The sequence below is a fragment of the Massilia yuzhufengensis genome, assembly GCF_900112225.1.
GTDB classification, from domain to species: Bacteria; Pseudomonadota; Gammaproteobacteria; order Burkholderiales; family Burkholderiaceae_D; genus Telluria; species Telluria yuzhufengensis.
The window spans coordinates 207686-223169 of the sequence record NZ_FOLD01000004.1; the positions used below are offsets into that span (position 1 = coordinate 207686).

A 15484-nucleotide genomic window follows, 5' to 3' on the forward strand; every position below is an offset into this window, starting at 1 on the left:
CTTTCTTTTCATAGGGTGGTCGGCTTCGCCGACCGCTCGTTCACATCACGCATGCAGTGTTTGAACGCGCGGTCGGGAGACCCGACCACCCTACGGGTTACACCGTAGTCGCCTCGCGGCTGTAATTCTTCTTCACGTAGTCCAGCACGATCGCCTGGAACTCGTCCACGATGCGCTCGCCGCGCAAGGTGGCGAATTTCTGGCCATCGACGAACACCGGCGCCGCCGGCGATTCGCCGGTACCGGGCAGGCTGATGCCGATGTTGGCGTGCTTCGATTCGCCCGGGCCGTTGACGATGCAGCCCATCACGGCCACGTTCATCGCTTCCACGCCCGGGTACAGCTGTTTCCACTCCGGCATCGAATCGCGCAGGAAGGTCTGGATGTTGTCGGCCAGTTCCTGGAACACGGTCGAGGTGGTGCGTCCGCAGCCCGGGCAGGCGATCACCATCGGGGTAAACTTACGCAGGCCCATGGTCTGCAGGATTTCCTGGCCGACCACGACTTCGCGGGTGCGGTCGCCGCCCGGCTCGGGCGTGAGCGAAATGCGGATGGTGTCGCCGATGCCTTCCTGCAGCAGCACCGACAGGGCCGCGGTGGAAGCGACGATGCCCTTGCTGCCCATGCCCGCTTCGGTCAGACCCAGGTGCAGCGGGTAGTCGCAGCGGCGCGCCAGTTCGCGGTAGACCGCGATCAGGTCTTGCACGCCCGACACCTTGCACGACAGGATGATCTTGTCGCGCGCCAGGCCCACTTCTTCGGCGCGGATCGCGTTCTCGATGGCCGAGGTGATGAGGGCTTCGTACATCACGGCCTGCGCCGTCCACGGGTTGGCGCGGCTGGCGTTTTCATCCATGATGCGGGCCAGCAGCGACTGGTCGAGGCTGCCCCAGTTGACGCCGATACGCACCGGCTTGTCGTACTTCGCGGCGATCTCGATCATCTGGGCGAACTGGGTGTCGCGCTTGGCGCCCTGCCCCACGTTGCCCGGGTTGATGCGGTATTTCGACAGCGCCTGCGCGCATTCCGGATAGTCGCGCAGCAGCAGGTGGCCGTTGTAGTGGAAGTCGCCCACCAGCGGCGTATCGATTTCCATGCGATCGAGCTGTTCGCGGATGGCCGGCACCGCGGCCGCCGCGGCCGGCGTGTCCACCGTGATGCGCACGATTTCCGAGCCGGCGCGCGCCAGTTCCTTGACCTGGATGGCGGTGCCGATCACGTCGGCGGTGTCGGTGTTGGTCATCGACTGCACCACCACCGGCGCGTCGCCGCCGACCCAGACGGTGCGCGCGCCATGCGACACCGCGACCTTGCGGCGGATGCCGCGCGGTAGCGGGCCCGACGGGATTGGCTCCTGCAGGCAGGCTTGGTTCACGATCATGTTCTGTTCCATCGTTGGCTGGCCCGGCTTATTTCAGTGCGACGCGCGCGATGGTCTTGCCCGGCTGCTGCGGCAAGCTGACGCTGGCGCCGCGCAGCGTGGCGGACACGCCCGCGGGGTTGCCCACCACCACATTGACCGGTTCGGCGACCTCGAAGGTCTCGGTCGAACCGCCCTTGACGAGGCGCGAGATGAGGGCCTTGCCGCCCCTGGCCGGACGCACTTCGATCCATGAATCTTCACGCACCTCCAGCACCAGCGCGTTGGCGCCGGCCGGCGCAGGCACGGCCGTGACGGGCGCGGCCAGCGTGGCGGCCGGGGCGGCGACAGGCGGCGCGGCGACAGGGGCGGCGCCCGTGCCTGGGGCCGGAGCCGGCGTGGTCGACGGGACAGCCGCTGGCGCGGCGGCGCCCTCGCCTGCCGGCGCCGGCACGGAAATCAGCGGCACCGACGGGTTCAGCACGGCATCCTGGCCGGCCGGGACGCCTGGCGCGACCACCGGCGCCTCGAGCACGGCGCCGGTGTCGGCTTCCGGCTGCTGGCCAAGCGGGATCAGGCCGAAGTGCCACAGCGCGGCGCCGGCGGCGACCAGGGCGATGGCGCCGGCGATCAGGCCCACCGGCAGCTTGTTGCGCTTGCCGCCGATCGGGAAGCGGCTTTGCGAGAACGAGGCCGGGCGCTGCTCGCGGCGCGGTACCGAGGCCATTGCGCCGGCCTGGGCTTCCGGCGGCATGTTCATTTCGATCTTGGCCACCAGCGGGGCGGCGTCGATCTTCAGCAGCTTGGCGTAGGCGCGCACGAAGCCGCGCGTGACGGCCGGGCTGGGCAGCGCGGCGTAGTCGCCCGCTTCCAGCGCCACCACCTGGCGCGGCGCGAGTTTGAGCTGGTCGGCCACCTGCTCGACGCTCCAGCCCATCGCTTCGCGCTGGGACTGCAGGGTCTTGCCGGGAATGCCGGCGTCGTTGCCCGGCGTTGCCGGCTGGTCTGCGTGCTCGTTCATTGTACTGGTCTCACTGTGCTAGTTTCAGTCATCAAATGCGCCGCGCTCGAGGGCCGCGTACTCCGGCGAGCCGGGGAAGCGGCGCCGCAGCTGGGCGGCAAAGCTGGCTTCGTGGGTTCGGTCACCCAGCTTGCGCTGGACGCGCATGGCGAGCCACAGCGCATCGGCCGGCAGCGCGTCGAGTTTCGACGTCTCGATCAGTCGGTTAATGAAAAAACCGGCGCGGGTATAGTCGCGCCGCTCGTAATAGATCCGTGCCAGGCCGGCATTCGTGGCCTGCAAGCCTGGGTTGAAACGCACCGCCTCGAGCAGGTAGCGCTCGGCCGCGTCGAACTGGCGGTTGCGGATGCCGCATACGCCGGCATTGACCAGCGCGCTCACCGGGGTCTGGTAGGCGCGGTTGCGCAGCGCGGCGTCGAAATACGGCATGGCCTGGGCCGGCTTGTCGAGCGACTGGCACAGGAAGGACCCGTAGTTGTTCGACAGGTCCGGGTTGCCGGGCTTGAGGCGCAGGGCCGTCTGGTAGTTCTCGTCGGCCAGCTGGAGCTGGCCCATCGCGGTGTAGATCAGGGCGCGCAAGCCGTAGGCCTCGGCATTGCCGGGCTCGACTGCAATCGCCTGCTTGACTTCGTCCAGCGCGATTTCGTACTTGCCGTCCTGGTAGTAGCCGACCGCCAGCTGGATGCGGATCGAGGCACGCTTTTCCGCCGCGGTCTGGTCCGACGCGGTTCTCAGCTCGCCACTGCCGCTGCCGCCGCCGCTGCCCGCGCAGGCGGCCAGCAGGCAGGACAGGATGAGGACAGCGGCGCGGCCGGCGGTACGCAGCATCAGGAAGGAATCTCCACGATACGCCCGAAATCGGCGCCGAACTTTTTCTGGTATTCGGCCATCTTTTCCATGCGCTGGGCCACGCGGGTGCGGTCCTGCACTTCGCCGGCCAGCTGGCCGCAGGCGGCGTCGATGTCGTCGCCGCGCGTCTTGCGCACGGTGGTGACGATGCCGGCATCCATCAGCACCTGGGCAAACGCCTTGATGCGCGGGTTCTTGGAGCGGAACAGGCCCGATTCCGGGAACGGATTGAACGGGATCAGGTTGAACTTGCAGTTGATGCCCACCACCGGGTCGGTCACCAGCTTGATGAGTTCGCGCGCGTGCTCGTCGCTGTCGTTGAAGCCGTCGAGCATGCAGTATTCGAAGGTGATGAAGTCGCGCGGAGCGAATTCAAGATAGCGCTTGCACGCGGCCATCAGCTCGCGCAGCGGGTATTTCTTATTCAGCGGCACCAGGATATCGCGCAGGGCGTCGTTCGACGCGTGCAGCGATACGGCCAGCGCCACCGGCACGTCCTGGGACAGCTTGTCGATGTTCGGCACCACGCCCGAGGTCGACAGGGTGACGCGGCGGCGCGACAGGCCGTAGGCGTTATCGTCGAGCATCAGCTTGAGGGCGGTGACGGTCGGCTCGTAGTTGAGCAGCGGCTCGCCCATGCCCATCATGACCACGTTGGTGATCTGGCGCTCGCCCTTCGGGCCCGGCTCGATGCCCTTGGTACGGCGCAGCTCGAACTCGGCCATCCACAGCTGGCCGATGATCTCGGCCACGGTGAGGTTGCGGTTGAAGCCCTGCTTGCCGGTGGAGCAGAAACGGCAGTTGACGGCGCAGCCGGCCTGGGTGGAAATGCACAGCGTGCCGCGGTTTTCTTCCGGGATGAACACGGTTTCCACGGCATTGCCGTCGCCGACGTCGACCAGCCATTTGCGGGTACCGTCGGTGGAGGTATGGTCGCTGATGACAGCCGGCGCCGTGACGGACGCGCGGGTCTTGAGCTTTTCGCGCAGCGACTTGGCCAGGTCGGTCATGTCGTCGAAGTTCGACGCCCCGAACTGGTGGATCCAGCGCTGCAGTTGCTTGGCACGGAACGGCTTCTCACCCAGCTCGCCGCAATAGGCGACGAGTTGCGCGGGATCGAAGTCCAGCAGGTTAGTGAGAGTCGTCATGATGTTCTGGATACCTAAAATTGATGCAGTAAAACTATTACAGCGCCGCTCGCCGGGCCGGGGCAACGGGCGAGCGGTTCTTGATGCAGGACTGACTACGGCGATTACTTCACTTCTGGGAAGAAGTAAGCGATTTCGACTTGTGCGGCTTCGACAGCGTCCGAACCGTGGACGGCGTTGGCGTCGATCGAATCGGCGAAATCGGCGCGGATGGTGCCTTTTTCAGCTTTCTTCGGATCGGTCGCGCCCATCAGGTCGCGGTGCTTCAGGACGGCGTTTTCGCCTTCCAGGGCCTGGATCATGACTGGGCCCGAGACCATGAAGTCAACCAGGTCCTTGAAGAAGCCGCGCTCCTTGTGGGCGGCGTAGAAGCCTTCAGCCTGCTCGCGCGACAGCTGGGTCATCTTGGCTGCAACGATCTTCAGGCCGGCTTGTTCGAAGCGGGTGTAGATCTGGCCGATCACGTTTTTTGCAACTGCGTCTGGTTTGATGATCGACAGGGTGCGTTCGATTGCCATGTAATAACTCCAATAAAAGAAAGGTTAAAATTGAGAAATTCTTGAGAACGCCGAGAACAAAATTGGGGCTCAATCAACCTTCAATTTTACCATACATCCCCCATATAGCCGATATTGCGGCATTACCAGGCAAAGTGGTAGAGTGATGGGGTAAAACGCCCTGAATTCATTGCCGTTTAAGCTAGCGCTAAGCTTTGCCTTGTATGTTTTCAGTGAAGCTCATCCACTAACCGGAGGCACCATGTTCCCCAATTCGCAACCCCGCAGCACGATCGACCTGACCAAGCGCGGTCGTGCGACCACCGCCACGACCAACAACGTCCTGCGCAACACCTACTGGCTGCTCGCGCTGTCGATGATCCCGACCGTGCTGGGCGCCTTCATCGGCGTGTCGATGGAACTGCCGATGCTCAGCGGCGGCTTCGGCTTCATCATCTTCATGGTTGTCGCCTTCGGCTTCATGTTCGCCATCGAAAAAACCAAGCACTCGGCGCTGGGCGTGGCCTTCCTGCTCGGCTTTACCTTCTTCATGGGCCTGATGCTCACCCCGCTGCTGCGCCACACCCTCGGCTACAGCAACGGCGGCACCCTGATCATGACCGCCTTCGGCGGCACCGCCTGCGTGTTCGCCGTCATGGCCTCGATCGCCACCACCACCAAGCGCGATTTCTCGGGCATGGGCAGCTGGCTGATGGCCGGCGTGGTCGTGATCCTGCTGGCTGCGGTGGCCAACATCTTCCTGCAGATGTCGGTGCTGTCGATCGTGATCTCGGTGCTGGCCATCGGCATCTTCTCGGCCTTCATCCTGTTCGACGTGCAGCGCATCATCAACGGCGGCGAGACCAACTACATCTCGGCGACGCTGGCGATTTACCTGGACGTGTACAACATCTTCACAAGCCTGCTGCACCTGCTGGGGATTGCCGGGGGCGATCGCGATTAAGCGGGTTTAGGGTTAGTGAAAAAGCCGACTGTTAGGTCGGCTTTTTTTTCGTGCATTTGCTATTGCTAACATGGTGCGACGGACTTGGGTTCCGGCCTTCGCCGGAACGACGGTCTTTCGTGTACAGGTACTTTCACCTTCACCGCCTGCCCATGAGCCGTCGTCCCGGCGCAGGCCGGAGCAGAGCCACTGGCACTGCTCCGCCCAATTTTGCGTGCTAGGCCGCTACCGGCTCCGCATCAGCCACCACCGGCCGCTCCCCCAACTCAAACACCGCAATCGACTCCACATGCGACGTATGCGGGAACATATTGCATACCCCCGCCTTCTTGAGCACATACCCCGCCCCATGCACCAGGATGCCCGCGTCGCGCGCCAGCGTCGACGGGCTGCACGACACGTAGACGATCCGCTGCGGCATCAAGGCTTCGTGCGTCTGGCGCAGGTCGGCCAATGCCTGCGACAGCGCCATGGCGCCATCGCGCGGCGGGTCGACCAGCATGCGGTCGAAGCGGCCCAGGGCGACCAGGTCGTCCTTGGTCACTTCGAACAGGTTGCGGGTCGAGAACGAGGTTTTATCGGCCAGGCCGTTGGCCTGCGCATTTTCCAGCGCGCGGGTGGTCAGCGCGGTGCTGCCTTCGATGCCCACCACTTCGCGCGCCCGGGTGGCCAGCGGCAGCGTGAAGTTGCCCAGGCCGCAGAACAGGTCGGCCACGCGGTCGGTTTTCTGCACTTCCAGCAGGCGCAGCGCCTTCGATACCAGCACGCGGTTGATCAGGTGGTTCACCTGGGTGAAATCGGTCGGCTTGAACGGCATGCGGATGCCGAATTCCGGCAGCGTGTAGTACAGCTCCTTGCCGATCGGGTAGAACGGGTAGGCGGTGTCCGGGCCCTTCGGCTGTAGCCACATCTGGACGTTCCATTTGTCGGCGAAGGCCTTCACCAGCACCTCGTCGGCCTGGGTCAGTGGCGCCATGATGCGCAGCACCAGCACCGTGACGTCCTCGCCGATCGCCACTTCGATCTGCGGCAGCTGGTTGTAGAGCGACATCGCGCCGATCAACTCGCGCAGCGGCACCAGCAGCTGGGCCACGTGGTCGGGCAGGATCTCGCAGTACGCGATGTCGGCAACGAACGCCGAGCCGCGCTCGTGGAAGCCGACCAGCACCCCGCCCTTCTTCGGCACATGGCGCACCGACAGGCGGGCGCGGTAGCGGTAGTCCCAGGTCGGGCCGTACATCGGGCGCATGATCATCTCGGACTTCAGCTTGGACAGGTGCCACAGGTTGTCCTCCAGGACGCGCTGCTTCATCGCCACCTGGGCGCTTGGCTCCAGGTGCTGCATCGAGCAGCCGCCGCAGACGCCGAAGTGCACGCATTTCGGCTCGACCCGCATCGACGAGGCGCGCTGCAGCGTGAGCATGCGCCCCGCTTCCCAGTTCTTCTTCTTGCGCGTCGTTTCAAAGCTGACCCGTTCGCCCGGCAGCGCGCCTTCGACGAAGATGACCTTGCCCTGGCTGCCATCTTCGTTGTCGAGGTGGCCTACACCGCGGGCGTCCGCATCCAGGGATTTGATGTCGATGAAAATTTCTTGCATGGTGGTAGAGAAAAAGGAGAAGGGGCGCAGGATTGGCTGCGCGTGGAGTTCGCACATAAAAAACGGGCTTGTTAGCCCGGCGGGGATGATAGCAAGGAAATGGGGTGGGCGCTACGGGGGGGGCTTGAGGTGCGATTGAGTCGCGGCTGCTGAACTTGGGTTCCGGCCTGCGCCGGAAGTCGTAGGCGCCAGTGGCGCGTACGACGGTCTTTAGGGTAGTGGTGAGTAAATCGCCAACACTGGATTACTCGACAAAACAAACCAACGTCGCACCGGCGCAGGCCGGTGCCTGATTTCCCCAAGCCTGGCCGCTACAACAACGAATCCCGCACCACCCCACGCGCCGCCATGGCCCGTTTGAGCTTGACCAGCGCCTCCTGCTGGATCTGCCGCACCCGTTCGCGCGTCACGCCCATTTCCTCGGCCAGGGTTTCCAGCGTCGCAGGATCGTCGTTGTCCAGCCCGAAGCGGCGGGTGACGACCAGGCGCTGCTTGTCCGGCAGGCGCGCCAGCCAGTCGCGCACCAGCACCGTCATCTCGTGGTGCTCGGCCAGCACGTCCGGCATGACCTCTCCTTCGTCGGGCAGCATGTCCATCAGGCTCGACTGGGGGTCGTTGTCGAGCGGCGCGTCGAGCGAGGCGGCGTGCTCGGACAGGGCCAGGATGTCCTGTACTTCTTCCACCGGCCTGCCTACCAGGCTGGCGATGTCCTCGCAGGAGGCGTCCTTGCCGTCGTGCTTCTGGGCTTCGAGGTGATATTTGGCGCGCAGGACGGCGTTAAGTTCGCGCACCATGTGCACCGGCAGGCGCACGGTGCGGGCCTGGTTCATGATGGCGCGCTCGATGCTCTGGCGGATCCACCAGGTGGCGTAGGTCGAGAAACGGAAGCCGCGTTCGGGTTCGAACTTGTCGATCGCGCGCATCAGGCCGATGTTGCCTTCCTCGATGAGGTCGAGCAGCACCACGCCGCGGTTGATGTAGTGCTTGGCGATCGAGACGACCAGGCGCAGGTTATGCTCGATCATCTTCTGGCGCGCGGCGAAGTCGCCGCCCTTGGCCAGGGTGGCGACATGCGACTCTTCGCTCGCCGACAGCAGCGGGCGGGTGCCGATCTGGTTGAGGTAGTGCTGGGTGGTGTCGGTGGCGAGCTCGGCCTGCAGGACCTTGCGCAACTCGTCCACCGTATCGACTTCGTGGCCGCCGCCAGAGGGAACCTCGGCCGCGTCGGCCGCAGCCCCGCCTTCGTTCTCCGGTTCGTCCGGAAACTCGTCGGTGTCCTGCTGGTCCAGCGAGTGCGGCGGCTGCGTCATACCTTCCTAACGGCCGGGCAGGAACCTCGACGGGTCGACGGGTTTGCCCTGTTGGCGTATCTCGAAATGCAACTTGACCGAGTCGGCGTCCGAATCACCCATTTCCGCGATGGCCTGGCCCTTGGTGACGTTCTCACCTTCCTTGACCAGGATCTTGCGGTTGTGTGCGTAGGCCGACAACAGGCTGTTGTTGTGCTTGACGATAACGAGATTACCATAACCGCGGATTCCACTCCCCGCGTACATTACCTTGCCGGAACCTGCCGCCACCACTTGCTGGCCCGGCTTGCCTGCGATATCGATGCCCTTGTTGCGGCCCTCGTCGAAGGTGGCGACGATGCGGCCGTCCGATGGCCACATCCAGCTCAGCTTGTCGTCGTCGTTGGCGGTGACGGTGCTGCCGGCAGCGATAGCCGGGGCCGGCGCCGGGGCCGGCGGGGCAGCGACCACGACGGGCGCGGCTGGCTCGGTGCGTGAACCGGCTTCCTTCTGGGCGTTGGCGACGTTGGTTTCGCTGTACGGCTGCTTGTCGGCGCGCGGCGCGGTCTTGCGCGGCACGGCGGCGGGCGGCGGCACCGGGACCGGCTGGGTCTGCATGCCGGCGGTGCGCTCGCCACGCTCCAGGGCGGCGATGCGCAGGGTCTGGCCGACCTTGATGTCGTCCGGGTCGGCGAGGTTGTTCCAGGCCACGATGTCGCGGTAGTTCTGGCCGTGGTCGAGCGCGATGCGCAGCAGGGTGTCGCCGCGGCGCACGGTGTACATGCCTTTTTCATCGGGTTTGTTGTCGTCGGCCCGGGCCGGGGCCGGGGTCGGGCGGGGACGCTCCGCCTGGGAAGGCGCGGTGCGTTCGACGACCGGCGCCTGGCGGGTGAATGAGCTACAACCGGCCAGCAGGCCGAGGGCGAGGGTGAGCAGTGCTAATCGGGGTGCTTGTTTCATTGTCTTTCTATTTTCTGTTCATGTTCTTGGGCCCGTCGTCCGCACGAGGCGCAGGACGAATCGGGCCGGCAGGCGTCGCAGGACGGCTGTGCCAGCTCATTCAACGCCGGCGGGGCCGGACGGGTTGACCCGGCAGTTCGAAAGGCAGGTCCGGCTAGACCGTGCCGGGACGCAGCGGCACGAAATGGCATGCTTCCAGCGTCTCGCTGGCCCATTCGCTTTTGCCGGTGCGGGTAATGCGTTGCAGGTGCTGGACCTGGGCGCCAACGGGGGCCACCAGGTGCGCGCCGATGGCCAGCTGTTCGAGCAGGGCCCGCGGCACTTCGAGGCCCGCGGCGGCCAGGATGATGCCGTCGAAGGGTGCAACCTGCGGCAAGCCTAGCATACCATCGCCGTATTGCAAGCGCAGGTTCGAAATCCGCAGGGGCCGCAGGTTGTTCTTCGCAAGCTCGTGCAGCGGCTTGATGCGCTCGATGGAGTAGACCTCGCGCGCGACAAACGACAGCACCGCGGCCTGGTAGCCGCAGCCGGTGCCGATCTCGAGCACCCGGCCAAGCTGGCCGCCGGCCGGGATCGAGGCTTTCATGGCCTCGATCATGCGCGCCACGATGTAGGGCTGCGAAATCGTCTGGTTGTGCCCGATGGGGAGCGAGGCGTCGATATACGCCTGGGCCGACAGCGCCGGTTCGATGAACAGGTGGCGCGGCACCGCTTCCATCGCGCCCAGCACCACGCCGTCCTTGACGCCCTGGCGCGCTACCCGCGCCACCATGGCGCGGCGCACCGCTTCCGAGGCCATCATGTCGGAGCGCTGCACGCTCGGCGCGCTCGGGGTGTGGCTCTGGGCATAGCCCGGCGCACGCGGCGACGGCAGCGGCGCCTGCGGCTGCAGGGCGGCGCCGCCCTTGACGGCGGTATGGGCGGCGTTGCGGGTCGCGGTTTGCGGGGTGGCCACCGGCGCCGGCGTGGCCTGCCTGCGTTCGACGCCGCCGGTGACCGAGGACAGCGGCAGCGGGAAGGTGCTGCGGCGGTCGCTCATACGATCCCCCGCAGCAGGTCCAGCTGGCCGCGGTGGGTCAGGTCCACCTGCAGCGGCGTGATCGAGACGCAGCCTTGCGCCGTGGCGTGGAAATCGGTGCCCTCGCCCGCATCGCGGCAGGCGCCGGGCGCGCCGATCCAGTAGATGTCGCGGCCGCGCGGGTCTTGCGCCCGGATCACCGGCTCGGCCTGGTGGCGGCGGCCGAGGCGCGACGGCGTGAGCGGGCCGATCTGGTCGTAGGGCAGGTTCGGGATGTTCACATTGAACAGGAAAGGCAATTCCAGCTTGTCGAAGCGGCGCTCGACGATGTCGCGCGCCACCCGCGCCGCGGAATCCACATGGGCCCAGCCCGACTGCACCTGCGAGAAGGCGATCGCCGGGATGCCGAACAAATAGGCTTCGGTGGCGGCGGCGACAGTGCCGGAATACAGGGTATCGTCGCCCATGTTCTGGCCGTTGTTGATGCCGGAAACGACCAGGTCGGGCAGCGCATCGGCCATCGCGGCCAGGGCGATGTGGACGCAGTCGGTGGGGGTGCCATTGACAAAATGAAAACCATTAGCAGCTTTCTGGACCGACAGCGGCCGGTCCAGCGTCAACGAATTCGACGCGCCCGAGCGGTTGCTGTCGGGCGCAAACACCACGATGTCCGCGATCGCGGACAAGGCGTCGGCCAGCGCGCTGATACCAGGCGCGAGGTAGCCATCGTCGTTACTGATAAGGATTCGCATGTCTGCGATTTTACCTGAAGCAACGCCCAGATCGTTCGTCCTTGGCGCTAATTTGTTTCCGGACGGCGATATTCCTGCGGCCGCTCAGCGCGCCCCGCCCTGTCCCAGCGCGCCCTCCAGCGACGAGAGCAGGTCTTCCTTGAAGGCCAGCACCGCGTCCTTGTCGCCATCCTGCAGGTAGACCTGCTCGATCATTTTGCGGCCGCGCTTGCGTAGCGGATGCGCCACACCGCGCCGCAGGACCGCGTGGCGCAGCCGGTCGGCCAGCGCGCGCGCCTCGACCGGGCTGCGGCGGTCGATCAGGTCCTGCAGCTGCGCCAGCTGGTGCTGCAGGGCGTCGGCGGCCGGCGGAACCAGGGACTCGCGCGGCTGTTGCTCCGGCGGGTGGTGGCGTTCGCGGGTCCACGCGCGTGCTTCCTGGATCCGGCGCACCGCGGCAATATCGCCCTGGGCGTCGAGGATGTCGGCCAGCGCCTCGCGCACTTGTTGGGTGGACGCCGCATCGAGGCCGTCATGGCGCTCGCGGGCGCGCAGTACGGCTTCGAGCAGCCGGCGCGCGTTGCCAAGGTCGCCCGTCTCGCCCAGCACCTGGGCCAGGCGCTGGGCGCAGCGCAGCGTGTCCTCGTGCTCGGTCCCCTGCTGCCGGCGGCGGCCATCGAGCACGCGTTCGTAGACGATGCGCGCGCGGTCGAATTCGCTCTGCCCGCCCAGGGTCACGGCCAGGGCTTCCAGGCTGTCGAGGGTGGCCGCACCGGCCTCGCCCCACAGGCGCTCGCAGGCGGCGACCACCTGTTCGTGCAGCGCCAGCGCGCGCTCGCCCTCGCCCAGCCGGCCCAGCACGCAGGCCAGGCGCGAGCGCGCCGCCAGCGTCTCGGGATGCTCGGCGCCGGCGCTGCGCGCGCAGCCCTGGATTAGCAGCTCGTAGCCATGGCGCGCGTCGAGCAGGCGTCCGCTGGCCGCATGCAGCCCGGCCAGCGCGCGCAGGCCGGCGCGCGACTCGTGGTGGTCTTCGCCCAGCGCGGCGCGGCGCAGCGCCAGGCTTTCATCGAGCAGCTCGCCCGCCTCGCCGCTGCGGCCTTCGTGCTGGCACAGCACTCCCAGCCGTTCCAGGCTGGCCGCCAGGCCGGCCGCGGCGGGCGCGCCGCTTGCGGCGTCCGCGCGGGCGCGTGCGACGGCCCTGCGCAGCTTGATCTCCGCCAGCGAGTGCCAGGGGAAGCTGCCTTGCGTGAACCAGGACAGCAGGCAGGCGGCGGGCCGCGCCAGCGCCCGCCGGTCGGCGCCGGGACCGGCGATGGCGAGGGCCTCGGACAGCGGCAGCTGCAGCTCGTCGAACCAGCTGTCCAGGCGCAGCCGGCCCATGCCGTAGGCGTCGCGCAGCAGGGCCTCGAGGCGCGCCTGGTAGCCCATCTTCCCTTGCGCGCTGTCGCCGCGCCGCCAGCGCTGGCCGGGGTCGCTGCGCGCGCCGTCGGCGGCGCACGCGACCGGATACAGCAGCAGCGGGCGCTGCTCGTCTTCGTGCGTGCAGCGGTAGTCGATGGCGCGCTGGACGACGCCTTCGAGGCCGTCGAGGCTGCCCGGCGCCGGCGTGAACAGGCCGACGATGCGGTCGGGGACGAGCGTGGTGCAGACGCTGACGGCGGGCGACCTTCCGGCGCGGCAGGCCACCAGCACGTGCCGGAAGTGGCGCGCCATGCGGGCGGCGAAGCGGCGCGGCAGCGCAGGGCAGGCATCGAACAGCGCATGCCAGTCGAGGCGCCCGGCGCGCGCCGCGTAGCTGTCGTCGAAACGGCCGGCGCGCATCAGGTAGAGAGGGCGGCGGCCGTCGGCCCGCTGCACGTGCTCGCGCCAGTCGACGGCGTCGAGCGCGGCGTCGGCCAGGGCCTCGGCATCGTCGCTGCGGGTGGCGCACTGGCGCCGCAGTTCGTCGCGCAGGGCGCTGAAGTATTCCACCAGCCCGGGCGCGAGGGCGGGCGCATCGCCGGTATCGGCGCCGTCCTGGTAGTCGGTGTACGCATGCAGGGAGGGAGATTCGAGGTCCCAGTCGATGATGAGGACCGGCGCCTGGGCCGCGTCGCCCGCCAGCTGCAGGGCCATCGCCACCAGCAGCGCGTTGCGCGCCGGCCCGCCCTCGTAGGCATAGAACGTGGTGACTGCGCCGGGAGTCTCCAGCGGTAACGGTGTGACGTGCTTGTTAGTCATGTGCCCCTCATTCTCTTGGGAAGGTCGGTTCCGGCAGTTCGCGCCATTCTGGTGGGACATCGGGAAGGACGAATTGGTTGCAGTCGTGGCCCGGTGGCGTATGCTTTATTTGGTACTGGTAGTGGGTGGCGATGCGCTTGACCATCTTGTCGATGTCGGGCAGGAAGTCGGGGTTCGACTTGAGGTCGGCCGTCGCCATCGTGAAGTGGGAGAAGTCGACGTAGAAGCTGCTCTCGGCGATCTGCGGCGGCAGCGAATCGGGGTGGCGCGTCATGATCACCGGGATGATCAGGCGGCTCGGCAAGGCATACCAGGCCGCGCGCTCGGCCTCCAGCAGGCGCATCGCCGCGTACTCGCGTCGCGTGTAGGCATGCGCTTCGTACTTGGGCGTGTAGATCAGGATCATGCAGACGCTCTCGCACATGGCGCGCGCGATCTTGCGGTCCAGGTCATCGCCGCCGCCGAGCTGCTCGGTATCGATGAACAGCTCGTCTTCGTTGTCGAAGTAAGGCTCGAGGTAGCAGCGCAGCGCATCGGCCAGGGCAGTCTTGAACCGTTTCATCAGCTCGTGCCGGCCGTGTGCGTAGCTGAAGAAACACCCGTAACGGATAGACATTGCCTGCCCTCCATTCCAATTTGCTCAGCAGCGTAGTATCTCGACTCTAGCGCTGCCGACCTCGTCCACTTTGCGGGCGCACAAGCGTGCAAGCGGACTCGGCTGCACGAGTAGTAAATGGTCTTCAGGCATAATTCCGCCGATTAATGAACCGTGAAAACGAACAAGAAGGAGCAGCACATGAAAGCCGTACGATGCAAGGACTGGGGCCCGATCGACAGCCTCCTGATCGAGGACCTGCCCGACCTCGTGCCCGCCGCGGGCGAGGTGGTGGTCGATGTGAAAGCGGCCGGCGTGAATTTCCCGGACGTGCTGACGGTGCAGGGCAAGTACCAGGTGCGTCCGGAACTGCCGTTCACGCCGGGGAACGAATTCGCCGGCACCGTGCGTGCGCTTGGCGAGGGCGTGACCGGCTTCACGGTCGGCCAGCAGGTGATCGGCTTCACCCGCACCGGCGCCTTCGCCGAGCAGGCCATCGCGCCGGTGGCCGCATTGATGCCGATGCCGCCCGGAATGAACTTCGACACCGCCGCCGCCATCACCCTCACCTACGGCACCTCGCACCACGCGGTGGTGGACCGTGGCGCCTTGCAAGCCGGCGAGACGATGCTGGTGCTGGGCGCCGCGGGCGGCGTCGGGCTGGCCGCCATCGAGATCGGCAAGGCGCTCGGCGCGCGCGTGATCGCGGCGGCGTCGAGCGACGACAAGCTGGCGATCTGCCGCGCGCATGGGGCGGACGTGCTGATCAATTATGAGACCGAGGACCTGCGCGAGGCGCTCAAGGCGGCCACCGGCGGACGCGGGCCGGACGTGATCTACGATCCGGTGGGCGGCAAGTACAGCGAACCGGCCATGCGCTCGATCGCGTGGCGCGGACGGCACCTGGTGGTGGGCTTTGCGGCAGGGGAGATTCCGAAGCTGCCCTGGAATTTGATGCTGCTGAAAGGCGCGTCGGTGGTGGGCGTGTTCTGGGGGGATTTCGTACGGCGCGAACCGAAAGCGAACTTGGCGGCGATGCAGCAGATGCTGGGGTGGATGGCGGAGGGGAAGCTCAAGCCGCTGGTGTCGGCGCGGTATGCGTTGGGGGAGACGGCGCGGGCATTGAATGATATGGCGGCGAGGAAGGTGACGGGGAAGGTTGTCATCGTCCCTTGATTGGCCCGTCAGTAGGTTGTATCGCTAACCCCAAGACCGTCGTCCCGGCGAAGGCCGGG

At 66.6% G+C, this 15484-nt stretch carries 14 protein-coding genes; 2 read left to right on the plus strand and 12 right to left on the minus strand.

Translation table 11 applies throughout. The features are described from left to right. Positions 1-97 precede the first annotated feature (97 nt). The 5 genes from ispG to ndk form a co-directional block, all read right to left on the minus strand. The gene (gene ispG, locus BM031_RS05720; protein ID WP_229408631.1) at positions 98-1381 is read right to left on the minus strand and encodes a flavodoxin-dependent (E)-4-hydroxy-3-methylbut-2-enyl-diphosphate synthase; all 1284 of its coding nucleotides are present in this window, start codon (positions 1379-1381) and stop codon (positions 98-100) included. A gap of 28 nt (positions 1382-1409) precedes the next feature. Further along, positions 1410-2381: a helix-turn-helix domain-containing protein gene (locus BM031_RS05725; protein ID WP_091872267.1), complete on the minus strand. Its 972-nt coding sequence runs from the start codon at positions 2379-2381 to the stop codon at positions 1410-1412. 24 nt (positions 2382-2405) lie between these two features. Beyond that, the gene (gene pilW / locus BM031_RS05730; protein ID WP_091872271.1) at positions 2406-3209 is read right to left on the minus strand and encodes a type IV pilus biogenesis/stability protein PilW; all 804 of its coding nucleotides are present in this window, start codon (positions 3207-3209) and stop codon (positions 2406-2408) included. Then, the gene (rlmN, locus tag BM031_RS05735; protein ID WP_091872273.1) at positions 3209-4378 is read right to left on the minus strand and encodes a dual-specificity RNA methyltransferase RlmN; all 1170 of its coding nucleotides are present in this window, start codon (positions 4376-4378) and stop codon (positions 3209-3211) included. Before rlmN ends, pilW begins: the two co-directional genes overlap by 1 nt. A 104-nt stretch (positions 4379-4482) precedes the next feature. Further along, positions 4483-4896: a nucleoside-diphosphate kinase gene (ndk, locus tag BM031_RS05740; RefSeq protein ID WP_091872275.1), complete on the minus strand. Its 414-nt coding sequence runs from the start codon at positions 4894-4896 to the stop codon at positions 4483-4485. A 241-nt stretch (positions 4897-5137) separates the two neighbouring features. Here ndk and BM031_RS05745 point away from each other — a divergent pair, with 241 nt between their 5' ends. Continuing rightward, a complete protein-coding gene (locus tag BM031_RS05745) occupies positions 5138-5839 on the plus strand; it encodes a Bax inhibitor-1/YccA family protein (RefSeq protein WP_229408633.1) in 702 nt (233 codons plus the stop codon). A 217-nt stretch (positions 5840-6056) separates the two neighbouring features. Here BM031_RS05745 and rlmD read toward each other — a convergent pair whose 3' ends face one another. From rlmD to BM031_RS05780, 7 genes are all read right to left on the minus strand, one after another. After that, entirely contained in the window at positions 6057-7436 is a 1380-nt protein-coding gene (gene rlmD / locus BM031_RS05750; protein WP_091872455.1) for a 23S rRNA (uracil(1939)-C(5))-methyltransferase RlmD, read from the minus strand. Between the two features lie 311 nt (positions 7437-7747). Beyond that, on the minus strand, positions 7748-8746 hold the full coding sequence (rpoS, locus tag BM031_RS05755; RefSeq protein WP_091872278.1) for an RNA polymerase sigma factor RpoS: 999 nt from the start codon (positions 8744-8746) through the stop codon (positions 7748-7750). 6 nt (positions 8747-8752) lie between these two features. Continuing rightward, positions 8753-9685 carry a peptidoglycan DD-metalloendopeptidase family protein gene (locus BM031_RS05760; protein ID WP_091872280.1) on the minus strand — a complete coding sequence of 311 codons (933 nt, stop codon included), beginning with the start codon at positions 9683-9685 and terminating at the stop codon, positions 8753-8755. Positions 9686-9839: 154 nt separating this feature from the next. Beyond that, complete coding sequence (locus tag BM031_RS05765) at positions 9840-10724, minus strand: protein-L-isoaspartate(D-aspartate) O-methyltransferase (RefSeq protein WP_091872283.1); 885 nt, start codon at positions 10722-10724, stop codon at positions 9840-9842. Continuing rightward, on the minus strand, positions 10721-11455 hold the full coding sequence (gene surE, locus BM031_RS05770; RefSeq protein ID WP_091872285.1) for a 5'/3'-nucleotidase SurE: 735 nt from the start codon (positions 11453-11455) through the stop codon (positions 10721-10723). The genes BM031_RS05765 and surE overlap by 4 nt, the downstream gene beginning before the upstream one ends. Positions 11456-11539: 84 nt before the next feature. After that, positions 11540-13654, minus strand: coding sequence for a tetratricopeptide repeat protein (locus BM031_RS05775; RefSeq protein ID WP_091872288.1), 2115 nt, complete (start codon positions 13652-13654; stop codon positions 11540-11542). 7 nt (positions 13655-13661) lie between these two features. Continuing rightward, the gene (locus tag BM031_RS05780; protein ID WP_091872290.1) at positions 13662-14270 is read right to left on the minus strand and encodes a toll/interleukin-1 receptor domain-containing protein; all 609 of its coding nucleotides are present in this window, start codon (positions 14268-14270) and stop codon (positions 13662-13664) included. Between the two features lie 180 nt (positions 14271-14450). On the opposite strand from BM031_RS05780, the gene BM031_RS05785 reads away from it, so the two are divergent. Further along, positions 14451-15425 carry an NADPH:quinone oxidoreductase family protein gene (locus BM031_RS05785; protein WP_091872293.1) on the plus strand — a complete coding sequence of 325 codons (975 nt, stop codon included), beginning with the start codon at positions 14451-14453 and terminating at the stop codon, positions 15423-15425. Positions 15426-15484 lie beyond the last annotated feature (59 nt).